Here is a 20,231-nt window from a genome sequence, read left to right on the forward strand (position 1 = left end):
TAAATTAATTGTTTGTAATTGAAATTAGTCTATTGGTTTCTCTCAGTGCCCATTACCACTAAGGTAATGGCCTCGCAAAGATATTAAATCTCTTGTCAGATTAAGAAATGGATGGCTAATTTTATTATAATTTAATGAAATCCCCGCTCTTTTCGGAACTTGATGTTCCGGGGGTGATGCTCAATGATTTCACTGCGCAACATATTGCGGTCGATATGCGTGTAAATTTCCGTAGTTGCAATGGATTCATGACCCAGCATACACTGGATTGCGCGCAGGTTGGCACCACCCTCAAGTAAGTGTGTGGCGAAGGAGTGGCGGAAGGTGTGTGGGCTGATATTTTTAGTGATTCCGGCCTTCTCTGCCAACTCTTTAATCAAGTGGAAAACCATGATACGGGAGATGCTGTTTCCCCAGCGGGCGAGGAAGACGTAATCTTCAAATCCTTTCTTGATTTTGCCAATATTACGGTCGAGCAGCCAGTACTTTATTTCTTTGATGGCACGAGGGGATATGGGTACTAATCGCTGCTTACTGCCTTTCCCTTCCACTTTGATGAAGCCTTCGTCAAAATACAGTTCGGATAGTTTCAGGTTGCATAACTCTGAGACGCGTAATCCGCAACTGTACAAGGTTTCAAGAATGGCCCGGTTGCGCTGCCCTTCTTTCTTACTTAAATCTACGGTGGCAATGATAGTATCTATTTCTTCTACGGTAAGTACTTCCGGCAGTTTGAAGCCGATTTTGGGACCTTCAAGCAATTCGCTGGGATCATCCTCCCGGTAGTCTGCCATGACCAGAAAGTGGAGGAATGATTTTATGCCGGAAATGATGCGTGCCTGCGAACGGGGATGGATGCCGATGTCGTGCAGTCCGGCAGCAAAATGTTGCAAATCATCCAGGGTGACCTCAAGCATGCTGATATTCTCAGTATTCAGGAAACGCAGCAACTTGTCAAGGTCAGTCAGATAAGCATCGAGCGTATTGGCAGAAAGGGCTTTTTCCAGCTTCAGGTATTGCTGGTACTTTCTGATTATCAATGCTTCCTTCTCCTTATTTCTTGTTTTTTCGTCTAATTTCATTTCTTTTTTCTACCTTTGCGCCGTGAAAATAGGCAGTAGCCCAGCGGAATAATGCAAATTTGTTTCCGCTTTCAGTCTGCACTATCTTTACAGTCTGATTTAAATGTTTCTCAGACGTATCTGAGCCGTACTTCCTCCGTACCTGCTCCGTATCTATAGGCTTGGACTTGGTACGGAGCTGATACGGACCTGACACGGAGTTCGTACGGACTTCATACGGAGTTGGTACGGACCTCGTACGGTGTTGATACTTTCGGGAGACAAAGGTATAAAAAATTGTGTTATGAGGATACAAATAATTAATGGCCCGAATATCAATCTATTGGGTAAACGTGAACCTTCCATTTACGGCAGTGTTACTTTTGAGGATTACCTTGCCGAACTTCGTAAGAAGTATGCTGATGTGCAAATAGACTATTTCCAGTCAAACATTGAGGGGGAGCTGATAGACAAAATCCAGCAAACCGGTTTTGAGGTGGATGGAATTATCCTGAATGCAGGTGCCTACACCCATACCTCTATTGCTCTGCAAGATGCTATCCGTTCAGTGACTTCTCCGGTCATCGAGGTGCATATTTCCAATGTACATGCCCGTGAGAATTTCCGACATGTGTCTATGATTGCCTGCGCCTGTAAAGGTGTGATTTGCGGCTTCGGCTTAAACTCCTACCGTTTGGCGCTCGAAGCGTTGATAAGTGATAAATGATTAAATAAATAGGTATAAGATTATGTTATTGAAACAGACTAAAATCGTTGCAACCATTTCAGATAAGCGTTGTGACGTTGATTTTATAAAAGGCTTGTTTGAAGCCGGTATGAACGTGGTGCGTATGAACACGGCGCATCTTGGATATGATGGACTTGAGAAGTTGATAAATAATGTTCGTACGGTGTCCAACCGTATTGCTATCCTGATGGATACAAAAGGCCCGGAAGTCCGCACCACTATTAGTGAAGAACCTATACCTTATAAAACAGGAGACAAGGTGAAAGTGGTAGGCAATCCTGACCTCCCCACTACCCGTGAGTGCATCTCTGTTTCTTATCCTAATTTTGTGCATGATGTATCGGTTGGTGTTCACATTCTTATCGATGATGGTGATCTGGAAATGATAGTTGTAGATAAGACTCCTGAATATTTAATGTGTGAGGTACAGAATGAAGCTACGCTGGGAAGCCGTAAGAGTGTTAATGTACCGGGTGTACGCATCAATCTTCCTTCTCTGACGGAGAAAGACCGCAATAACATTCTTTATGCCATCGAGAAAGATATTGATTTCATAGCTCACTCTTTTGTGCGCAACAAACAAGATGTTCTTGATATACAAGAAATCCTGAATGCCCATAACAGTGATATCCGCATCATTGCCAAGATTGAAAATCAGGAAGGTGTGGATAACATCGACGAAATTCTGGAAGTAGCCGACGGCGTGATGGTAGCTCGTGGTGACCTTGGTATCGAAGTTCCGCAGGAACGTATTCCCGGAATCCAGCGTTTGCTTATCCGCAAGTGTATTTTGGCTAAGAAACCGGTAATTGTAGCTACCCAGATGCTCCATACAATGATTACGAATCCGCGTCCTACCCGTGCAGAGGTCACGGATATTGCTAACGCTATCTATTACCGTACGGATGCTTTGATGTTGAGCGGTGAAACGGCTTATGGCAAATATCCTTTGGACGCTGTGAAGACCATGACAAAAGTTGCCGCACAGGCGGAAAAAGATAAACTGGCTGATAATGATATCCGTATTCCATTGGATGAAAACAGTAATGACGTGACTGCTTTCCTGGCAAAGCAAGCTGTAAAAGCTACTTCTAAGCTGAAGATACGTGCCATTATTACTGATAGTTATAGCGGACGCACTGCCCGTAACCTTGCTGCATTCCGTGGTAAATATCCAGTGCTGGCTATTTGCTATAAAGAAAAGACTATGCGTCATCTGGCTCTTTCTTATGGTGTGGAAGCTATCTATATGCCTGAACTTGCCAACGGACAGGATTATTATTTTGCAGCTTTGCGCCGTCTGCTGAAAGAAGGCCGTTTGTCTGAAACAGATATGGTGGGTTATCTGAGTAGTGGTAAAGCCGGAACACATACTTCTTTCCTCGAAATTAATGTCGTAGGAGATGCTTTGAAGTATTCCGAAGAAAGTGTATTGCCCAATAAGAACCGGTACCTTTAATAAATTGAGAATTGAAAATTAAAAATTGAAAAATACTATGCAGCATAACAGCGCAGCTATTTTTCAATTTTTAATTTTCAATTCTCAATTTATCAACTATCATTTTTCATTTTTTAATTCTCAATTTCCCCAGTGACTATAGACGAGTATATCTTGCAGCATATTGATGATGAGGGCGAATATCTGAAGGCTCTTTATCGGGATACGCATATTAAACTACTATATCCGCGCATGGCGTCGGGGCATTTGCAGGGGCGTATGCTTAAGATGTTCGTCAAAATGATACGTCCCCGTCGCATTTTGGAAATAGGTACTTATAGCGGTTATTCTGCCCTGTGCATGGCTGAAGGTTTGCCGGAAGACGGAATGCTGTATACATTCGAAATCAATGATGAGCAGGAAGACTTCACCCGTCCTTGGTTGGAGAACTCCGCTTATGCAGATAAAATCAAATTCTATATAGGTGATGCATTGGAAATGATTCCGCAGTTTGATATAACTTTTGACCTGGCCTTTATAGATGGTGACAAGCGCAGATATATAGACTATTATGAAATGGTGTTGTCCCGCCTCTCCGATGGTGGTTATATCATTGCTGACAACACTTTATGGGACGGACATGTGCTTGAAGAACAACCACATCGCACTGATTTGCAAACTATAGGTATCAAGGCTTTTAATGACCTTGTTGCACAAGATTCACGGGTTGAGAAGGTGATTCTTCCTTTGCGTGACGGTCTGACGATTATTCGTAAGAAATAGCCTCTAAGACAGGGGATACGTAATCGTAACTTCTTTCTGTTCTCCCTCTGAAATCTGATAACTTCCTTTAAACACTTCCAGATAAAGCCGGTTGATGTCGTGCAGGATGCGCTGTTCCTGTTCGTCTTCCCATACTTGGTAGAGAGGACTTCCTTTTACCGTGATTTTTAGATATTGGCCTTCCCGGGTCAGTGCATATTCCACCTGACAAACTTCTCCGGTATATAATCTTGGAACAGATAATAATGATGAGAGTAGTTTGAGGAACCATCTGCTATCCGCCTGTATGGATAGTGCTTCAAGTTCCGTATGGAAGTGTGGATTCACCATTGTGGTCTGCATATTTACCATCATTTTCACTTCCTGACAAAGTTGTACTGCATCGCATTCCTGTACATTAAAACGCATCATTCCTGCCTCAAGGCGTGATAAATCAAGGATGTTATTTATCAGAGCCAATAGCTTTTCTGAATTGTTTTTTATGGTAGCTGAATATTCCTGTACTTCTTCTTCAGAGAGATCTTGCTCGGCAGACAGCAATTCGGAAAAGCCTACGACTGTATTCAATGGTATGCGGATTTCGTAGGTGATGTTTTGCAGAAAATATTCTTTCATCTTATCTGCTGCTTCTATCGTTTCTAATGCTTGCCGGGTTTCTTCTTCCGAACGGCGTAATTGCTTGTGAATGCGGAAAGCGCGTATGATGGCAAGAAGCATCAGAACGAGTATGATGGCGGATGCCCCGACATATATCCAACGGTATTGCTTTGTCAGTAGTTCCTTATCTAATAATGCTTTTTGGATTTTATAGTTAGCCTGATATACTTCTTCATGACGTAGCAACATATCCTGGTTGAGAGAGTCTCCTTTTAGGGCTGCTGTTTTATAGATATTGGCTGCTTCTTCATATCGGCCGGCTTCCAGCATAGCTTCTGCTTTCATTTTGAGAATGCTATTTTCATGAAAAGGCTCTGCGCCGTGGCAAGCAGATATGGCCAGATTGAATTCATTGAAACATTTGTTCCAGTCTTTTACAAGCTTATAGTATACACCCCATAGAGCGTGATAATCAATATAGTTACTGAAAAAACTTTCTTTATCATAATATTTCCCGGCCTTTATCAGATGCAATTTAAGGTTTTCTTTGTCTTTGTTTTTTGCATAAATCATACCGAAGGATATTTCTGCTTTTAAAAAAGCACTTTTCAATGTATTTATAGTTTGTGGCTCTTCTTTAGTCATCTTTTCCAGTACTTTTTGTTGTTGCTCTAATTCACTAAGAGCCTCTGTATACTTCTCCTGCGCCAAATATATTTTCGCTAGATTTCCGCGTATTAACAGGAGGGAATAATTGTTGGCGGTCGGATTTACTTCCAGACTTTGTTTATATGCGAGAATTGCTTCGTCATACTGCTCTGCGAAATCCAACGCTTGTGCTAGAGCTATGAGTGAAACAAATACTCCTCTGTCATACTTGATACGGATGGCCTCCTTTTGCATCTCTTTGGCTTGCATAATGGCGTATTCGGTATCTCCTTGGGCGCATCTAATTTGGAGTATGCCTAACCAAATAGTATAATAGAGTGAGTAATCCTTATATCGATAGCTGGCTTCTTTTAATTTTAAGAAACACTGTTCCATTTCAGGAGTCTCACCTCGATATTCATAGTAGCGGCAGTAATCAAAGAGAGTGTATAACTCTTCTTCGTGTATTCCTTTGCTTTTGGAGAGTACAAGAGCTGAATCCAGAAATTCCAAAGCTACCTCTTGACCTATATATTGCTGGAATGCTCCTCTCAATATTTTTGAGCGAAGCGTATCATTAGGTTCGGATTTGGCGGTCTGAAAGATACTGTCACGAAATTGTCTATCCATTGAAATTGATGATTCTGCTTTTATCTGAAAAAGCATTCCCATTACAAACAAAAGTATAAATGTTATTTTCTTCATACTTTGGCCTCCTGTCTTAACGGATGAGTGAAAATGAAACGTGATCCATCGGTATACTGCGGGTCTATCCAGATATCTCCGCCAAGGCGACTGATGATAAGATGGCAGATGGCCAGTCCAAGTCCGGTTCCCTGGGATTTTTCGTTTACTCTTTCGAAGCGTTCGAATATTCTGCTTTGCTTTTCTAACGGGATACCGCAGCCGGTATCGGTAATGGAGAATTGTGCCATGCCTTTTTCATTCTGTTCCAGTTGCAGGGTAATGCTTCCTTCTTTTGTAAATTTGGTAGCATTGACTAATATATTGATTAGTACTTGGTGTAGTCGGAGTGTATCAGTCTCGATTTCTAAAAAAGGAAGTTCTGTTTTGAAGAAGATTTCAGCCTGTGTTTGCTTGATGCCTTCCAGGGTCTGAATGATACCTTCACATAAATCTACTGCATCACATTGTTTGAGGTTGAACTTCATATTCGTTATGTCAAGGCAGGAGATGTCTACCACGTCGTTCACCAGATTCAATAACAGGCGTGAATTCAATTGGATAATGTCATTGCATTGTTTTCGCGTTTCCTCATCGATACCCGGAGTAGTCAATACATCGGAAAAACCGGACAAGGCGTTTAGCGGAGTTCGAATTTCGTGGCTCATATTCGATATGAAGAGACTCTTGTTGCGTATTGAATTCTCTACGGCTTTCTCTGCTTTTTCTAACTTTCGCTTCGAAAGTATCAGTTTCTTTGCTTCTCTTTTCAAGTAGAGGAAACAGATGCCGGCAACAATGATAAGGCAGGGTAATATGATAAGAGCTAATAATAATAAATGGTTTTGCTGCTGGTTGTTAGCCAGTTGTAATTCATCAATGGAGTATGTCTCCCGTAAATCTTTTACTTTGTGAGAATTGATTTCCTTGTAGTCAGTATCAATCTTTTCTCCTAATTCTTTATATAGATTGGCAGCTTTTTCATATTGTTGCTCTTGCGTATACTGATTCGCAACTTTCCATAGGCTATCTTGTTTACTGTTTTGATTAGCGTAGCTGCTAAGAAGCGAGGAAAACAAAAATAGTAGTGTGAAGACGGGTCTTTTCATGTTTTTTTTGATTAGTGCCGATGCAAAGATAATTTTATTCTGAATTGATTGCTTCGATTGTCGTGCTAAAAAAAGTATAAATTACCAGCTAACTGAGATATTTCAGTAACTTTGTATCTAAATAAAGAAATAGTATAGTATGGAAACTACCAGACAGAATAAAATATGTCGTTTACTTCAAAAGGAGTTGAGCGAAATTTTCTTGTTACAAACTAAGTCCATGCCGGGCATATTGGTGTCGGTCAGTGCAGTGCGCATTAGTCCCGACCTGAGCGTGGCACGTGCTTATCTCAGCATCTTTCCCTCGGAAAAAGCTGAGGAAATGATTAAGAATATCAATGAGAATATGAAATCTATCCGTTACGAGTTGGGAACACGTGTGCGCCATCAACTTCGTATCATTCCGGAATTGAAGTTCTTTGTGGACGATTCGCTGGATTATCTTGAAAAAATAGATGAATTGCTGAAGTGAACCTTCCCTTCTACATAGCCCGCCGCTACCTCTTCTCTAAGAAGAAGCACAATGCTATCAATATTATTTCCGGCATTTCGGTGTGTGGGGTAGCATTGGCTACGCTGGCGTTGGTATGTACCCTTTCCGTATTCAATGGCTTTCAGGATATGGTGGCAGGTTTCTTTACGGCTTTCGACCCTGAACTGAAGATAACGGTTCGTGAAGGAAAAGTCTTTGAGCCGAATGCTGAGACTTTTCAGGAAGTGCGTGCTTTGCCTGAGATTGACGTCTGGACAGAGACGTTGGAGGAGAATGCTATGGTGCAATATAAAGACCGGCAGGCCATGGCAGTCATTAAGGGAGTGGAAGATAACTTCGAACAACTGACTTCCATTGATAGTCTGCTATATGGTGCAGGTGAATTTATTCTGCATGATTCTATAGTTGATTATGGTGTCTTAGGTGTAGAACTGATTTCCGAATTAGGTACGGGACTCCAGTTTGTCGACCCGTTGCAAGTATATGCGCCTAAGCGGAATGTGCGGGTGAATATGGCCAATCCTTCCGCTTCTTTCAATCGTGATTATCTCTTTTCACCCGGTGTGGTGTTTGTAGTGAACCAGCAGAAGTATGATGCGCGCTATATCCTTACTTCCCTTGATTTTGCCCGTAACCTCTTCAATTATGATACGGAGGTATCTGCCATTGAATTGAAACTGAAACCGGATGCTGATGCATCTGCTGTTCAGAAGAAGATTTCCCGCATTCTGGGAGATGATTTTGTGGTACTTAACCGTTACGAACAACAGGTTGATGTATTTCGCATCATGGAAATAGAGAAATTCATATCCTATCTCTTTCTCACATTTATTCTTGCCATTGCTTGTTTCAATGTTATAGGTTCTCTCTCTATGCTTATACTTGATAAACGCGAAGATGTGGAAACTCTGCGTAATCTTGGTGCGGACGACCGTCTGATAGCCCGTATCTTTTTATTTGAGGGACGCCTTATTTCTTTATTTGGTGCCCTTGCAGGTATTGTTTCCGGCCTGTTGCTTTGCTACCTCCAGCAGCGTTTCGGTATTATCTCTTTAGGTGGTGGCAGTGGCAGTTTCATTGTGGATGCTTATCCCGTCAGCGTTCATGCAACGGATGTGATACTGATATTTGTTACTGTTATTGCGGTTGGATTCCTTTCTGTGTGGTATCCGGTGCACTATCTGACGCGGCGGTTGCTGAAGAAGTGATAAATCATCTGTATCCCGAGTGTAGTCGTAGTATCTACTCTCTTCTACTTTTAATCATTGCCAATACTATGGCAAGAAAGCGAGCTTGCTATCGTTTTCATTCTTACCTTAAGTATCTATATACAAGCTCTTTTTAGTTGAGAGAATCGTCTTTATATTTATTACTCTCTCTATATTCTTTAGGAGTCTGATTGTATCGTTTGCCAAACTCTTTATAGAAATGTGACCGATTTGTGAAAGCTGTCCGATACATGACCTCCTGTATAGTCAACGTTGTCGTTAATAATAATTTAGCAGCATAATTTATTCTTTGTTCTTTAATGAAATCTTTAGGTGGTAGCTGCTCCAGATTTTTAAACTTGCGATATAAGTTTCTACTGCTGGTTTGCATGGCTTCTGCAAGTTCTTCTGGGCCGAACTCGGTGTTGTCCATGTTTTCATTGATTAGTTCAATGGCAGTTTCCATAAACTTTTTGTCTTCATGCTGTAGCAACTGTCCACCACTAAATTCAAAGGCGCTTGCAGAGGAATTGTAGTATTGCTTTAATTCTTCCTGCTTTTTTAATAGTTGTTTGATGATACTCTTCAGATATTGAGTATTGAATGGTTTGGGGATATAAGCGTCTGCTCCGGATTCTATCCCCTCAATCTTTTCGTCGGTTGTATTCTTTGCAGAGAGGATAATTAATGGAATATGCATGGTATGCTTGTTGCTTTTGAGCTGTTTGATTAAGGTGATTCCATCAATTTTAGGCATCATAATATCTGTAATGATAAGGTCGGGCGTTTTTTGTTTTAATATGGCAAGCCCTTCTTCACCATTCTCTGCCGTTAAAACGGAGTATTCGTCGGATAATATATCTTTTAGCATCCACAGTAGTTCCTTATTGTCGTCTATCATCAGGATGGTTGTCTCCGGATGATTGGATTCTTTTTCGTGATCGCCTCTTTCGGTTACTTCAATATTTGTATTATTATTCAAAGACTCAGATTTAGGAGTTTCTTCATTCAGTACACGTTCCTCTTTTTCGGTTACTTCAAGTTGCGGTAGGTTCACTATGAACTGAGCATATTGGTTCACTTCACTTTCTACTTCAATAGTACCTTGTAGCAACTCTACCATGCTTTGGCAGATGGCAAGTCCCAAACCATTTCTGGAAGAAAGCCCTTTAATACTATTTTCCTGAATGTTATCAAGTACACTGTATCTGTTAAATATGAGTGGAATACTCTCTTTACAAATACCTTTCCCTGTATTATAAACTTTTAGATTTAGCTTGTCTCCCCCTGTTTTAATGGATATGCGGATTGTTCCATTTTCGGGGGTATATTTGAATGCATTTGAGATAAGGTTATTCAGAATCTTAGTGACCCCGCTATGATCACTTTTCCACATAATTTCCGGACAGATATCAGTTTCCAGGTGGATTTGATTCTGTTCTGCCAACTCACCGAATGAATCTATAATATCCTTTGCCAGTTTACTGATATTCAGTTCTTGTATGTGGCATATCTGATTGCCGGTTTCCATACGGCGGAAATCTATTACTTCCTGTATCAGGCTGTTGAGACGCTCTGTGTTCGACTTTATAATCTGAGCATACTTTTTTATGAAAGCATCACTGTTCTCATGCTGCAATATTCTTTCGCATGGTCCATAGATCAAGGTAAGTGGCGTGCAGAATTCATGTGTGATGTTAGTGAAGAAGCGTAATTTACCTTCATACATTTCTTCTTTATACTTTTCGTTTAATCTCTTGGAAATAACGGCTTTTCTTCGTTCATATTTCCACCGGATATAATGCCAGAAACCAAATCCTGCTCCAATAACCAGTAATACATATATGATTTGAGCTGCAATACTTTGGTACCAGGGAGGAAGAATGACGATACGGATGCTCTGGATTACATTATCATTGCTATTTCCTCCGTCATTGTATTTCACTTTCAGTGTATAGTCTCCGGGAGGAATATTTGTAAATTGGGCTTCATTGGAGCGTGTATCCATCCATACATCGTTGAAATTCTCAAGTTTATAAGAATATTTGCAGTTTTCGCCATTGATAAAGTCGGTGGCTACAAAAGAGACTGCAAAGAAATTCTGGTCATAGTTCAGTACGATATTTTGAGGATTACTATCTTTCTTTTCAAATTCATGAATATTATATTCTTTATTGAAAATTCTCACTTTTGTGAAGTGAATATCAGGCACGAAATTACTTTTCTTTTCTTTCTCTTTTCTTATCCAGACTATGCCATTTACTCCCCCAAAAAAGTATCTGTTTCTTTTGGGGTCTTGAAAATATGCGTTGTCACTAAATTCTGTTATATCTAAGCCTGTTCTATGATTAAAGTTTCTGAATGTATTCTTTTGAGGATCAAATAATATAATACCGGTATTACTGCTTAACCATAGATGTCCTTCTTTGTCTTCAATGATTCCGTGTATTGTATTATTGGGTAACCCCTCATTCTCATTAAAGTTCTTATAGTCATAATTACCATCAGATGAGATTTTTAATTTGGTTAATCCATAGCTCGTACCTAGCCATATATCTTTATGTTGGTCTTGATATATGCATAATATATCACTCATGGGAGCTATACCATTTCTGTCAAAAGAAATAAAAGAGTAATCTTCAGTACGAGAATTTAACCTGATAACACCATTGCCACGCATCCCAATCCAAATGATAGAGTCATTTTCCGGATATATGGAATATATTTGATTGTTTTTCTGCTTATGCGGAACCTTGAAGTTGAATGCTTGAATCTTTTTAGCCTCAAAACCTTGTTTATGTTGTTGAATACTTATTTTCAATAAAGTATTTCCTGCCCCTACCCATAGTAGCGAGTCGTTTGTTTCACTCATGGAATGTACGTGGGAGATACTTTGATTAGTACTGTTGACTAGTGAGTGAATTTTATTGTCCGAAAAAGAGTAGTAGTTTAAACCAGGTCCATTAGAGCCGATCCATAAAATAGGATATACATTACTTGGTGCAAATGCGAAAACAGCATTATTAGTAAGTCCTTCTTGTGTTGTAAGGTGTGTAACATTATCATTTGAATACTCTTTTGAAGTATCATAATTGTTGATTTTTATCACACCATTATCTTTTGTACCTAACCATAAGGTGTTATATTTATCAGTGTAAACAGCACGAATTGGCCTTTTCTTACTGATCGGAAGTTCATTGAGCGATATATTAGTAAATGTATATTCGTCTTTTGTCCACGCATATACTCCCTGTCCGTCTGTACCAATCCAGATAATATCTTGTTGTTCATCTTTCCACAAAGAGAATACCCCGCAATTGATGTTGAACTTCTCTACTTGGTAGTCTTGTTCAGCTATTAGTCGTATAAGACCATTGGTCTCAAATCCAATAAGAATGTCATCGTTATCAAAAGCAATAGCTCCGATTTCTCCACTCTCCTGAATTAGTTGCTGCAGCTTTTTTACAAAATGTAGTTTCTCTTTATCCTTGTAAAATATGTTTCCTTCAGAATCTACCATAATTATTTTCCCGTCACTGTAAAAAGCATATTTTATGAGGTGTGGATATATAAAGTCCGGATGTTTGACTACTTGAGGATTATTCGTTTTTTTGCCGGATATGGTATACCTTTCCATTATGCCTTTATGGTTTATCCATACCGTATCTTGTGAATCAACAATAAAACTTGATACATTGTCCAACTCTTTCTCTTTATAGATAGGGAAATTTATAAATTTATTGTCTAATTTCGAATATAGAGATAATGTATTGGGTCTATTAAATACATATAAATAGTCCTGACTGTCTTTTGCAATATATGAGTTTTCACCAAATTCATTATAATATTCTTCTATTGTGTTACTTCTTTGCGATAGTTTGTTTAATCCCCATTTGGTACTAATCCACAGGTAGTTTTTATCCGTTTCTATGACTTTTCTGATGACATTGCTTGAAAGACTATTCTGATTATTGATATCTGGCTTATATACATAGATTTTTTGACTATCATACATGTTGAGCCCATCATAAGTACCAATCCATAAAAAACGTTTCTCATCCTGAAATAAACAAGTGACGGAACTGTTCGATAGACCGTCACGATTACTAATCTGTCTAAGATTATGTGAACTGACATTTTTAAGTACAAAGTTACTACAAAAAAGTGAAATGCGGAAAGTTATAGTGATAGAATTGAGTTACAAGGGTTTTAGTTGAAGTGGCGATAATTCGTGAAGCCATTACAATCCCTGCCGAAGCCAAATCCTGACGCCGCAACGTTACTTGTTCGTAACCATGCCCGAAAATGCGACAAACGGGTACGGATAGCGAAACAATACGTTAAGGAATAGTGAGTTACCGATAACTCACGCAAAAATTTCGGTTACGGAAAAAGATTGCTCCGTTCCTCCCCGTTTTGCGTACCGACACCGGACTCTTCACCAACTAATTTTGAAACCAAAAAATTAAGGACGATGAAGAGTACATTTTCAGTAATCTATTACCTCAAGCGTCAGGTAGTGAAAAAGGACGGGACAGTACCCGTCATGGGACGCATCACGGTGGACGGCAGCCAGACGCAGTTCAGCTGCAAGCTGACAGTCGATCCGAAACTGTGGGACACCAAAGGTGGACGTGTCACAGGCAGAAGCGCGGCGGCACTCGAAACGAACCGTATGCTTGACAAGATGCGGGTGCGCATCAATAGGCACTATCAGGAAATCATGGAACGTGACAACTTCGTCACGGCTGAGAAGGTGAAGAACGCTTTTCTCGGACTGGAACACCGCTACCACACGCTGATGCAGGTGTACCGTCGTCACAATGAGGACTATGAGAAACAGGTGGAAGCAGGCATGAAAGCAAAAGGTACACTGGAAAAGTACCGTATCGTTTACAAGCACCTGCAAGAGTTCCTCGACATCCGCTACCATGTGAAGGACATCGCACTGAAAGAGCTTACCCCCGCTTTCATCTCCGACTTCGAGATGTTCCTGCGCACGGACAAACACTGCTGCACCAATACCGTGTGGCTGTACGTCTGCCCGCTACGGACGATGGTGTTCATCGCCATCAACAACGAGTGGCTGACACGCGACCCGTTCCGCGAGTATGAAATCAAGAAGGAGGAAACAACACGCAGTTTTCTGACCAAAGAGGAAATACGCCTGCTGATGGACGGGAAACTGAAAAACGCCAAACAGGAACTGTACCGTGACCTCTACCTGTTCTGCGCTTTCACCGGGTTGTCGTTCTCGGATATGCGCAACCTCACGGAAGAGAATATCCGCACCTACTTCGACGAACACGAGTGGATAAACATCAACCGCCAGAAAACGGGCGTGGTGTCCAACATCCGCCTGCTTGACATCGCCAACCGCATAATCGGCAAATACCGTGGGCTGTGCGAGAACGGCAAGATATTCCCCGTCCCGCATTATAACACGTGCCTTGCCGGTATCCGTGCCGTCGCCAAGCGTTGCGGCATCACCAAGCATATCACGTGGCATCAGAGCCGCCACACGGCAGCCACGACGGTATTTCTCTCTAATGGCGTACCTATCGAAACCGTCAGCTCCATGCTCGGACACAAGAGCATAAAGACGACGCAGATTTACGCGAAGATAACCAAAGAAAAACTCAATCAGGACATGAAGAACCTTGCCGCAAGGTTGAACAGTGTTGAGGAATTTGCAGGTTGCACCATCTAAAAAAGAGAAGCCATGAAACGTGACATAATCATCATAGAGGACAAGGCGGTCAGCGTAACCGGTAACGACGTGTGGATGACCGCCACCGAAATCGCCGGACTGTTCCATACGACCGTCCCGGCAGTGAACGCCGCCATCAAAGCCATCCGCAAGTCGGACGTGCTTAACGACTACGAGGTGTGCCGCTACATGCAACTTGAAAACGGACTGTACGCAGATGTGTACGCGCTTGAAATCATCATCCCCGTCGCCTTCCGGCTGAACACCTACAACACCCACCTGTTCCGCACATGGCTGGTGGGAAAAGCTCTCGCCAAAGAGAAACGGCAGGCATACGTGATGTTCATACAGAACGGAAAAGCCGGGTACTGCTGATTGCGCATACCACATAAGACAAGGAAACGGGCAGCACCACAAAAAGTGTCGCCCGTTTCCTTTTTTCTTGCCAACCGCGCTCACTCCAGCGGCTTGCGGTAATTTGCTTCCAGCACTTCACGCAGCCCCGTTTCCGGGTAAAGCACCTTCCCTCCCAAAAGTATGAAGGGCAACACGCGGTTGTTGCGGTATTCCTGCAATGTGCGTCGGCTTACGCGGAGCAGTTCCGCCACCTCGCCGTCCGTCAGGTAACGTTCCCCGTCCAGCAGAGGACGGTAACTTTCCAGAAAGGCGGACAGCCATTTCGAGCCTTTGCGCATATCCTGCACCACAGAGGCTATCGGCTCGTCTTCCATCGTAAAAACATCGTTGTTCTCGTTCATCATAACTTCGGATTCAGTGGGTGAATAAATCAAATCATCTGCCGTGCGGATAGAGCGTGCCGATAAGCGGTATCAGCCGCTTCACCTCCTCCGGCTTGTAATAAAACCTGCGGTTTATCTGCGAGTAGCCGATAAGCCGCCTGTCGCGCAGCGTCTGCAACGTGCGCGAACTTATTCTCAACTGCCTACAGACTTCCTCGCCCGTGAGCCATCTTTCCATGCGCCTCGTGTCGCTTTTGCGCCTCAGGGCGGCGACCTTCTCCGAGAGTGCGCCGAATGCCGCCACCATCATCTCGAAAGTCTTTTTCTCGATAGATACTATTTCCATATTCATGCAATTATCGGTTTGCCCGCAAAGGTAACGGTACGGTCCTGAACACGTGCCGTTTTCCGCTGAAAGGCTGCCTGTTGCGCCGTTTGACCGGGTTACGGAGCCATCTTCCGTAAAAATCTTACGTGAGTCACGTAGTGAGTTGTTAAAGCCCCTTTTGTTTATTGCCGATTTTTGCTGCAGAAACAAAAAGAAAGGACTGAATATGAAAGTGATAACGATGGAAAGTTCCGCCTTCCGGTCATTGACGGAACAGATAGCGGAGATTGCGGCACACGTCCGTGCCGCCTCCGGCGACAAGAAAGCGGCATCGCCCGACAGGTTGCTCACCACACGCGAGGCGGCGCACCTGCTTAACGTGAGTACCCGCACCCTCCAGCGTATGCGCAGCGAGCAACGCATCGGTTATGTCGTGCTTCGCGGTAAATGCCGCTACCGGCAGTCGGAAATAGACCGCCTGCTTGAAGCGTGTGCCGTCAACGAGGACGCGGCGACACCGCAGGAATTGAAACGCAACCACACGCTGCGCACTGGCGGCAAACCAAAAGGAAGGAGGACATAGGTCATGGAACTGCTCACACGAAACAACTTCGAGGGCTGGATGCAGAAGCTGATGGAACGGCTCGACCGTCAGGACGAACTGCTGCTGGCGATGAAGGCTGAGGGGAAACAGCCTACTATCACGGAAAGCATCCGCCTTTTCGACAATCAGGATTTGTGCATGCTGCTCCAGATAAGCAAGCGCACACTGCAACGCTACCGCAGTGTCGGCGCATTGCCCTACAAGACACTGGGCAAGAAAACCTATTACAGCGAGGAGGATGTGCTGACATTCCTTTCCAACCATATCAAGGACTTCAAAAAAGAAGATATAGCCTTCTACAAGGCTCGTATCCATAATTTCTTTCATAAATAACCCATTAAAACATTTTTCAAATGGCAAAGAAAAAAGACGAAAAGGACGTGCTGGTAGTCCGTGATGAGAAGACGGGCGAGATCAGCGTGGTAGCCGGGCTGAATGCAGACGGCACACCCAAGCGTACCCCTGCGAAAGCTGAGAACGCGCAGAGTTTCCTGCAATTCGACCGACAAGGCGACGTGCTGGACAACTTCTTCAAGAACTTCTTCCGGCAGTGCAAGGAACCCAGCCGCTTCGGTTTCTACCGCATCGCGGCAGACCAAGTGGATTCCATGCTTGGCGTGATGAAAGACCTGCTTCAGCATCCGTACCAGAACAAACAAATCCTTGCACCGCACAAAATCGACACCTTCCCTTATCAACAGCAGGTGCAGGAAGAGATGGCGGCACAAAAGACAGAGAAACAAGAACCTCAAAAACAGGAAAACATGGAACAACAGAAAGAACAGCAGGAAAGCCCGCAACAGACGCAGGGCAGACAGGGCTACCAACCCATCAACGAGAGCAAAATCAACTGGCAGGAGCTGGAGGACAGATGGGGCGTGAAGCGTGACGACCTTGAAAAGTCCGGAGACCTTACGAAGATGCTCCACTACGGCAAGTCCGACTTGGTAAAGGTCAAGCCCACCTTCGGCGGCGAATCATTCGAGCTGGACGCCCGCCTCTCCTTCAAGAAGGACGGTGAGGGAAATGTCAGCCTCGTGCCGCACTTCATCCGCAAGGAGCAGAAGTTAGATGAGTACAAGGAACACAAATTCTCCGACGATGACCGGAAGAACCTGCGCGAAACGGGCAACCTCGGCAGGGTCGTGGACATTGAGGACAGGGAAACGGGCGAAATCATCCCCTCCTACATCAGCATCGACCGCAAGACGAATGAAATCACGGACATTCCGGCAAACAAGGTGCGCATCCCGGAGCGCATCGGCAAGACGGAAATCACCAAACAGGAGCAGGACATGCTCCGCGCCGGACTGCCCGTGCGCGACAAGCTCATCGAGCGCAACGACGGCAGGAAGTTCGTCACCACCCTTCAAGTGAACGTGGAGCAGCGCGGCGTGGAGTTCGTGCCGGGAACCGGAAGGTCGCCCCGTACCGCACAGACGCAGGAAGCCAAAGGTGACACCTCGAAAAGTCAGGCGCAAGGCGGGGAAAATGCCGCACAGACCAAGAAGGAGCAACGCCGCAACACGTGGATGAACGAGGACGGCAGCATCCGCCCCATCAGCAAATGGAGCGGCGTGAACTTCACCGACAAGCAGAAAGCCGACTACGTGGCGGGTAAAGCCGTGAAACTGGAGAACGTGACCGACAAGCAGGGCTTCCATGCCACGATGTATATCAAGTTCAACCCGGAGAAGGGCCGCCCGTACCGCTACGAAACGAACCCCGACAACGCCCAGCAGGTCGCCCCGTCCAACGAGAGCCGCACACAGGTGGCGGTGAACAACGAGGGCAAAACCAACGAGGCGACAAAGAACCTGAAAGAGCCTTTGCAGAAAGGTCAGACCGCCCCGAAGGACGACCGCCAGCAACAGCAGCAGGAGAAGCCGAAAAAGAAGAACAACAAAGGCATGAAAATGTAATCCCGTGTCCGCCACTGAATCCAAAATAAAATCCAAAGTATCAACAAAAAAGCAAGAAAACATGAAGACAATCATTGCAGAAAAGCCCTCCGTGGCACGTGAAATCGCCCGCATCGTGGGCGCGACAAAGAGAGAGGAAGGATATTTCGAGGGAGGCGGCTATGCCGTGACATGGGCATTCGGACACCTCGTTCAGCTTGCCATGCCCGACGGCTACGGCGTGCGCGGATTTGTCCGTGACAACCTCCCGATTATTCCCGACACATTCACGCTCGTCCCCCGTCAGGTCAGGACGGAGAAAGGTTACAAGCCCGACAGCGGCGTGGTGTCGCAGATAAAAGTCATCAAAAGACTGTTCGACACAAGCGAACATATCATCGTGGCGACCGATGCCGGACGCGAGGGAGAGCTTATCTTCCGCTACCTCTACCACTATACGGGTTGCACCACTCCTTTCGTGCGCCTGTGGATCAGCTCTCTCACCGACAAAGCTATCCGTGAGGGACTGCGGAAACTCGAAGACGGCAGCAAATACGACAACCTCTACCTCGCCGCCAAAGCGCGGAGCGAATCCGACTGGCTCGTGGGCATCAACGGCACACAGGCGTTATCCATCGCCGCCGGACACGGCACGTATTCCGTGGGGCGGGTGCAGACACCAACGTTGGCTATGGTATGTGAACGCTACTGGGAGAACCGCCGCTTTACGTCCGAAGCATTCTGGCTGCTCCATATCGCAACGGACGGTTGCGACGGCGAAGTCGTGAAATTCTCATCCTCCGAGAAATGGAAAGAGAAAGAACCGGCGATGGAACTATATAATAAGGTAAAGGCGGCAGGTTGCGCCACTGTCACGAAAGCCGAGCGCAAGGAGAAGACGGAGGAAACTCCCTTGCTCTACGACCTGACCACGCTCCAGAAAGAAGCCAACGCCAAGCACGGCTTCACGGCGGAACAGACGCTTGAAATCGCGCAGAAACTCTACGAAAAGAAGTTGATAACCTATCCGAGAACGGGAAGCCGCTACATCCCCGAAGACGTGTTTGCCGAAATTCCCAAACTGCTCGCTTTCATCGGCACACAGCCCGAATGGAAAGACAAGGTGCGGGCAAAAGCCGCCCCGACACGCCGCAGCGTGGACGACGGCAAGGTGACAGACCACCATGCCCTGCTCGTCACGGGTGAGAAACCGCTCTTCCTCTCCAAAGAGGACAATACCATCTATCAGATGATTGCCGGGCGCATGGTCGAGGCATTCTCTGAGAAATGCGTCAAGGATGTGACCACTGTCACGGCGGAATGTGCCGGAGTGGAGTTTACCGTAAAAGGCAGCGTCGTGAAGCAAACCGGATGGCGTGCCGTCTATGGCGAGGAAAAAGAGGAAATTACCATCCCCGGCTGGCAGGAAGGCGACACGCTGACACCGAAAGGCTCGTCCATTACCGAAGGAAAGACCAAACCCAAGCCGCTGCATACCGAAGCCACCCTGCTCTCGGCAATGGAAACGGCGGGCAAGGAAATTGAGGACGACGCACTGCGGCAGGCGATGAAGGACTGTGGCATCGGTACTCCCGCCACACGCGCCTCCATCATCGAAACGCTTTTCAAGCGCGGTTACATGGAACGCTGCAAGAAGTCGCTTGTTCCCACCGAAAAAGGACTTGCCCTCAATTCCGTCGTCAAGACGATGCGCATCGCCGATGTTGCCATGACGGGCGAATGGGAAAAGGAGCTGGCGCGTATCGAGCGCGGGGAACTGTCCGCCGACACCTTCCGCAAGGAGATAGAGGCGTACACACGTGAGATAACCTCCGAACTGCTCTCGTGCGACAAGCTCTTCGGCAGCCGTGACTCCGGCTGCGCGTGTCCCAAGTGTGGCACGGGCAGGATGCGGTTCTACGGCAAGGTGGTACGCTGCGACAACACGGAGTGCGGACTGCCCGTGTTCCGGCTGAAAGCGGGACGCACCCTGTCCGACGATGAAATCAAAGACCTGCTCACCGAAGGGCATACCAAGCTGCTCAAAGGGTTCAAGAGCAAACAGGGCAAGAGTTTCGATGCTGTTGTCGCCTTTGACGGGGAATATAACACGACTTTTGTGTTCCCGGAGGCTAAAAAGGGCAAGAAATTTTCAGGACGGAAGAAATAGTATTAACTT

The 20,231-nt window shown here is 44.9% G+C and carries 17 protein-coding genes; 11 read left to right on the forward strand and 6 right to left on the reverse strand.

The features are described from left to right. Positions 1–131 precede the first annotated feature (131 nt). Positions 132–1,082 (reverse strand): site-specific tyrosine recombinase XerD, encoded by a 951-nt coding sequence (gene xerD, locus HMPREF9447_RS13550; RefSeq protein WP_009130312.1) that lies wholly within the window; start codon positions 1,080–1,082, stop codon positions 132–134. Between the two features lie 283 nt (positions 1,083–1,365). Here xerD and aroQ point away from each other — a divergent pair, with 283 nt between their 5' ends. The 3 genes from aroQ to HMPREF9447_RS13565 all read left to right on the forward strand — a co-directional run bounded on the left by aroQ (position 1,366) and on the right by HMPREF9447_RS13565 (position 4,030). Continuing rightward, a complete protein-coding gene (aroQ, locus tag HMPREF9447_RS13555; protein WP_009130313.1) occupies positions 1,366–1,788 on the forward strand; it encodes a type II 3-dehydroquinate dehydratase in 423 nt (140 codons plus the stop codon). A 22-nt stretch (positions 1,789–1,810) separates the two neighbouring features. After that, positions 1,811–3,268 carry a pyruvate kinase gene (gene pyk, locus HMPREF9447_RS13560; protein ID WP_009130314.1) on the forward strand — a complete coding sequence of 486 codons (1,458 nt, stop codon included), beginning with the start codon at positions 1,811–1,813 and terminating at the stop codon, positions 3,266–3,268. Positions 3,269–3,400: 132 nt separating this feature from the next. Further along, positions 3,401–4,030, forward strand: coding sequence for an O-methyltransferase (locus HMPREF9447_RS13565; RefSeq protein ID WP_009130315.1), 630 nt, complete (start codon positions 3,401–3,403; stop codon positions 4,028–4,030). Between the two features lie 3 nt (positions 4,031–4,033). On the opposite strand, the gene HMPREF9447_RS13570 is transcribed toward HMPREF9447_RS13565, so the two are convergent. Both HMPREF9447_RS13570 and HMPREF9447_RS13575 read right to left on the reverse strand, forming a co-directional pair. Next, on the reverse strand, positions 4,034–5,905 hold the full coding sequence (locus HMPREF9447_RS13570) for a tetratricopeptide repeat-containing sensor histidine kinase (protein ID WP_244267615.1): 1,872 nt from the start codon (positions 5,903–5,905) through the stop codon (positions 4,034–4,036). Positions 5,906–5,976: 71 nt separating this feature from the next. Then, the gene (locus HMPREF9447_RS13575; protein ID WP_009130317.1) at positions 5,977–7,068 is read right to left on the reverse strand and encodes a sensor histidine kinase; all 1,092 of its coding nucleotides are present in this window, start codon (positions 7,066–7,068) and stop codon (positions 5,977–5,979) included. Between the two features lie 139 nt (positions 7,069–7,207). On the opposite strand from HMPREF9447_RS13575, the gene rbfA reads away from it, so the two are divergent. Together rbfA and HMPREF9447_RS13585 are read left to right on the forward strand one after the other, a co-directional pair. Beyond that, a complete protein-coding gene (rbfA, locus tag HMPREF9447_RS13580; protein WP_009130318.1) occupies positions 7,208–7,540 on the forward strand; it encodes a 30S ribosome-binding factor RbfA in 333 nt (110 codons plus the stop codon). Then, a complete protein-coding gene (locus HMPREF9447_RS13585; protein WP_009130319.1) occupies positions 7,537–8,769 on the forward strand; it encodes an FtsX-like permease family protein in 1,233 nt (410 codons plus the stop codon). Before rbfA ends, HMPREF9447_RS13585 begins: the two co-directional genes overlap by 4 nt. 133 nt (positions 8,770–8,902) lie before the next feature. On the opposite strand, the gene HMPREF9447_RS13590 is transcribed toward HMPREF9447_RS13585, so the two are convergent. Next, complete coding sequence (locus HMPREF9447_RS13590) at positions 8,903–12,958, reverse strand: hybrid sensor histidine kinase/response regulator transcription factor (protein WP_044138085.1); 4,056 nt, start codon at positions 12,956–12,958, stop codon at positions 8,903–8,905. Between the two features lie 285 nt (positions 12,959–13,243). On the opposite strand from HMPREF9447_RS13590, the gene HMPREF9447_RS13595 reads away from it, so the two are divergent. After that, positions 13,244–14,479 carry a site-specific integrase gene (locus tag HMPREF9447_RS13595; protein WP_004348478.1) on the forward strand — a complete coding sequence of 412 codons (1,236 nt, stop codon included), beginning with the start codon at positions 13,244–13,246 and terminating at the stop codon, positions 14,477–14,479. 12 nt (positions 14,480–14,491) lie between these two features. Continuing rightward, a complete protein-coding gene (locus HMPREF9447_RS13600) occupies positions 14,492–14,854 on the forward strand; it encodes a hypothetical protein (RefSeq protein ID WP_004348477.1) in 363 nt (120 codons plus the stop codon). A gap of 80 nt (positions 14,855–14,934) precedes the next feature. On the opposite strand, the gene HMPREF9447_RS13605 is transcribed toward HMPREF9447_RS13600, so the two are convergent. After that, the gene (locus HMPREF9447_RS13605; RefSeq protein ID WP_004348476.1) at positions 14,935–15,240 is read right to left on the reverse strand and encodes a helix-turn-helix domain-containing protein; all 306 of its coding nucleotides are present in this window, start codon (positions 15,238–15,240) and stop codon (positions 14,935–14,937) included. A 31-nt stretch (positions 15,241–15,271) separates the two neighbouring features. Further along, positions 15,272–15,571: a helix-turn-helix domain-containing protein gene (locus HMPREF9447_RS13610; RefSeq protein WP_004348475.1), complete on the reverse strand. Its 300-nt coding sequence runs from the start codon at positions 15,569–15,571 to the stop codon at positions 15,272–15,274. Between the two features lie 202 nt (positions 15,572–15,773). Here HMPREF9447_RS13610 and HMPREF9447_RS13615 point away from each other — a divergent pair, with 202 nt between their 5' ends. From HMPREF9447_RS13615 to HMPREF9447_RS13630, 4 genes are all read left to right on the forward strand, one after another. After that, complete coding sequence (locus HMPREF9447_RS13615; protein ID WP_002561004.1) at positions 15,774–16,130, forward strand: helix-turn-helix domain-containing protein; 357 nt, start codon at positions 15,774–15,776, stop codon at positions 16,128–16,130. 3 nt (positions 16,131–16,133) lie between these two features. Further along, entirely contained in the window at positions 16,134–16,484 is a 351-nt protein-coding gene (locus HMPREF9447_RS13620; RefSeq protein WP_004291454.1) for a helix-turn-helix domain-containing protein, read from the forward strand. Between the two features lie 20 nt (positions 16,485–16,504). Beyond that, positions 16,505–18,073, forward strand: a complete 1,569-nt coding sequence (locus HMPREF9447_RS13625; RefSeq protein ID WP_004348473.1) for a DUF3945 domain-containing protein — start codon at positions 16,505–16,507, stop codon at positions 18,071–18,073. A gap of 61 nt (positions 18,074–18,134) precedes the next feature. Then, on the forward strand, positions 18,135–20,222 hold the full coding sequence (locus HMPREF9447_RS13630) for a type IA DNA topoisomerase (RefSeq protein ID WP_005790822.1): 2,088 nt from the start codon (positions 18,135–18,137) through the stop codon (positions 20,220–20,222). Positions 20,223–20,231: the final 9 nt, after the last annotated feature.

This window comes from Bacteroides oleiciplenus YIT 12058 (assembly GCF_000315485.1).
Classification (GTDB): Bacteria; Bacteroidota; Bacteroidia; order Bacteroidales; family Bacteroidaceae; genus Bacteroides; species Bacteroides oleiciplenus.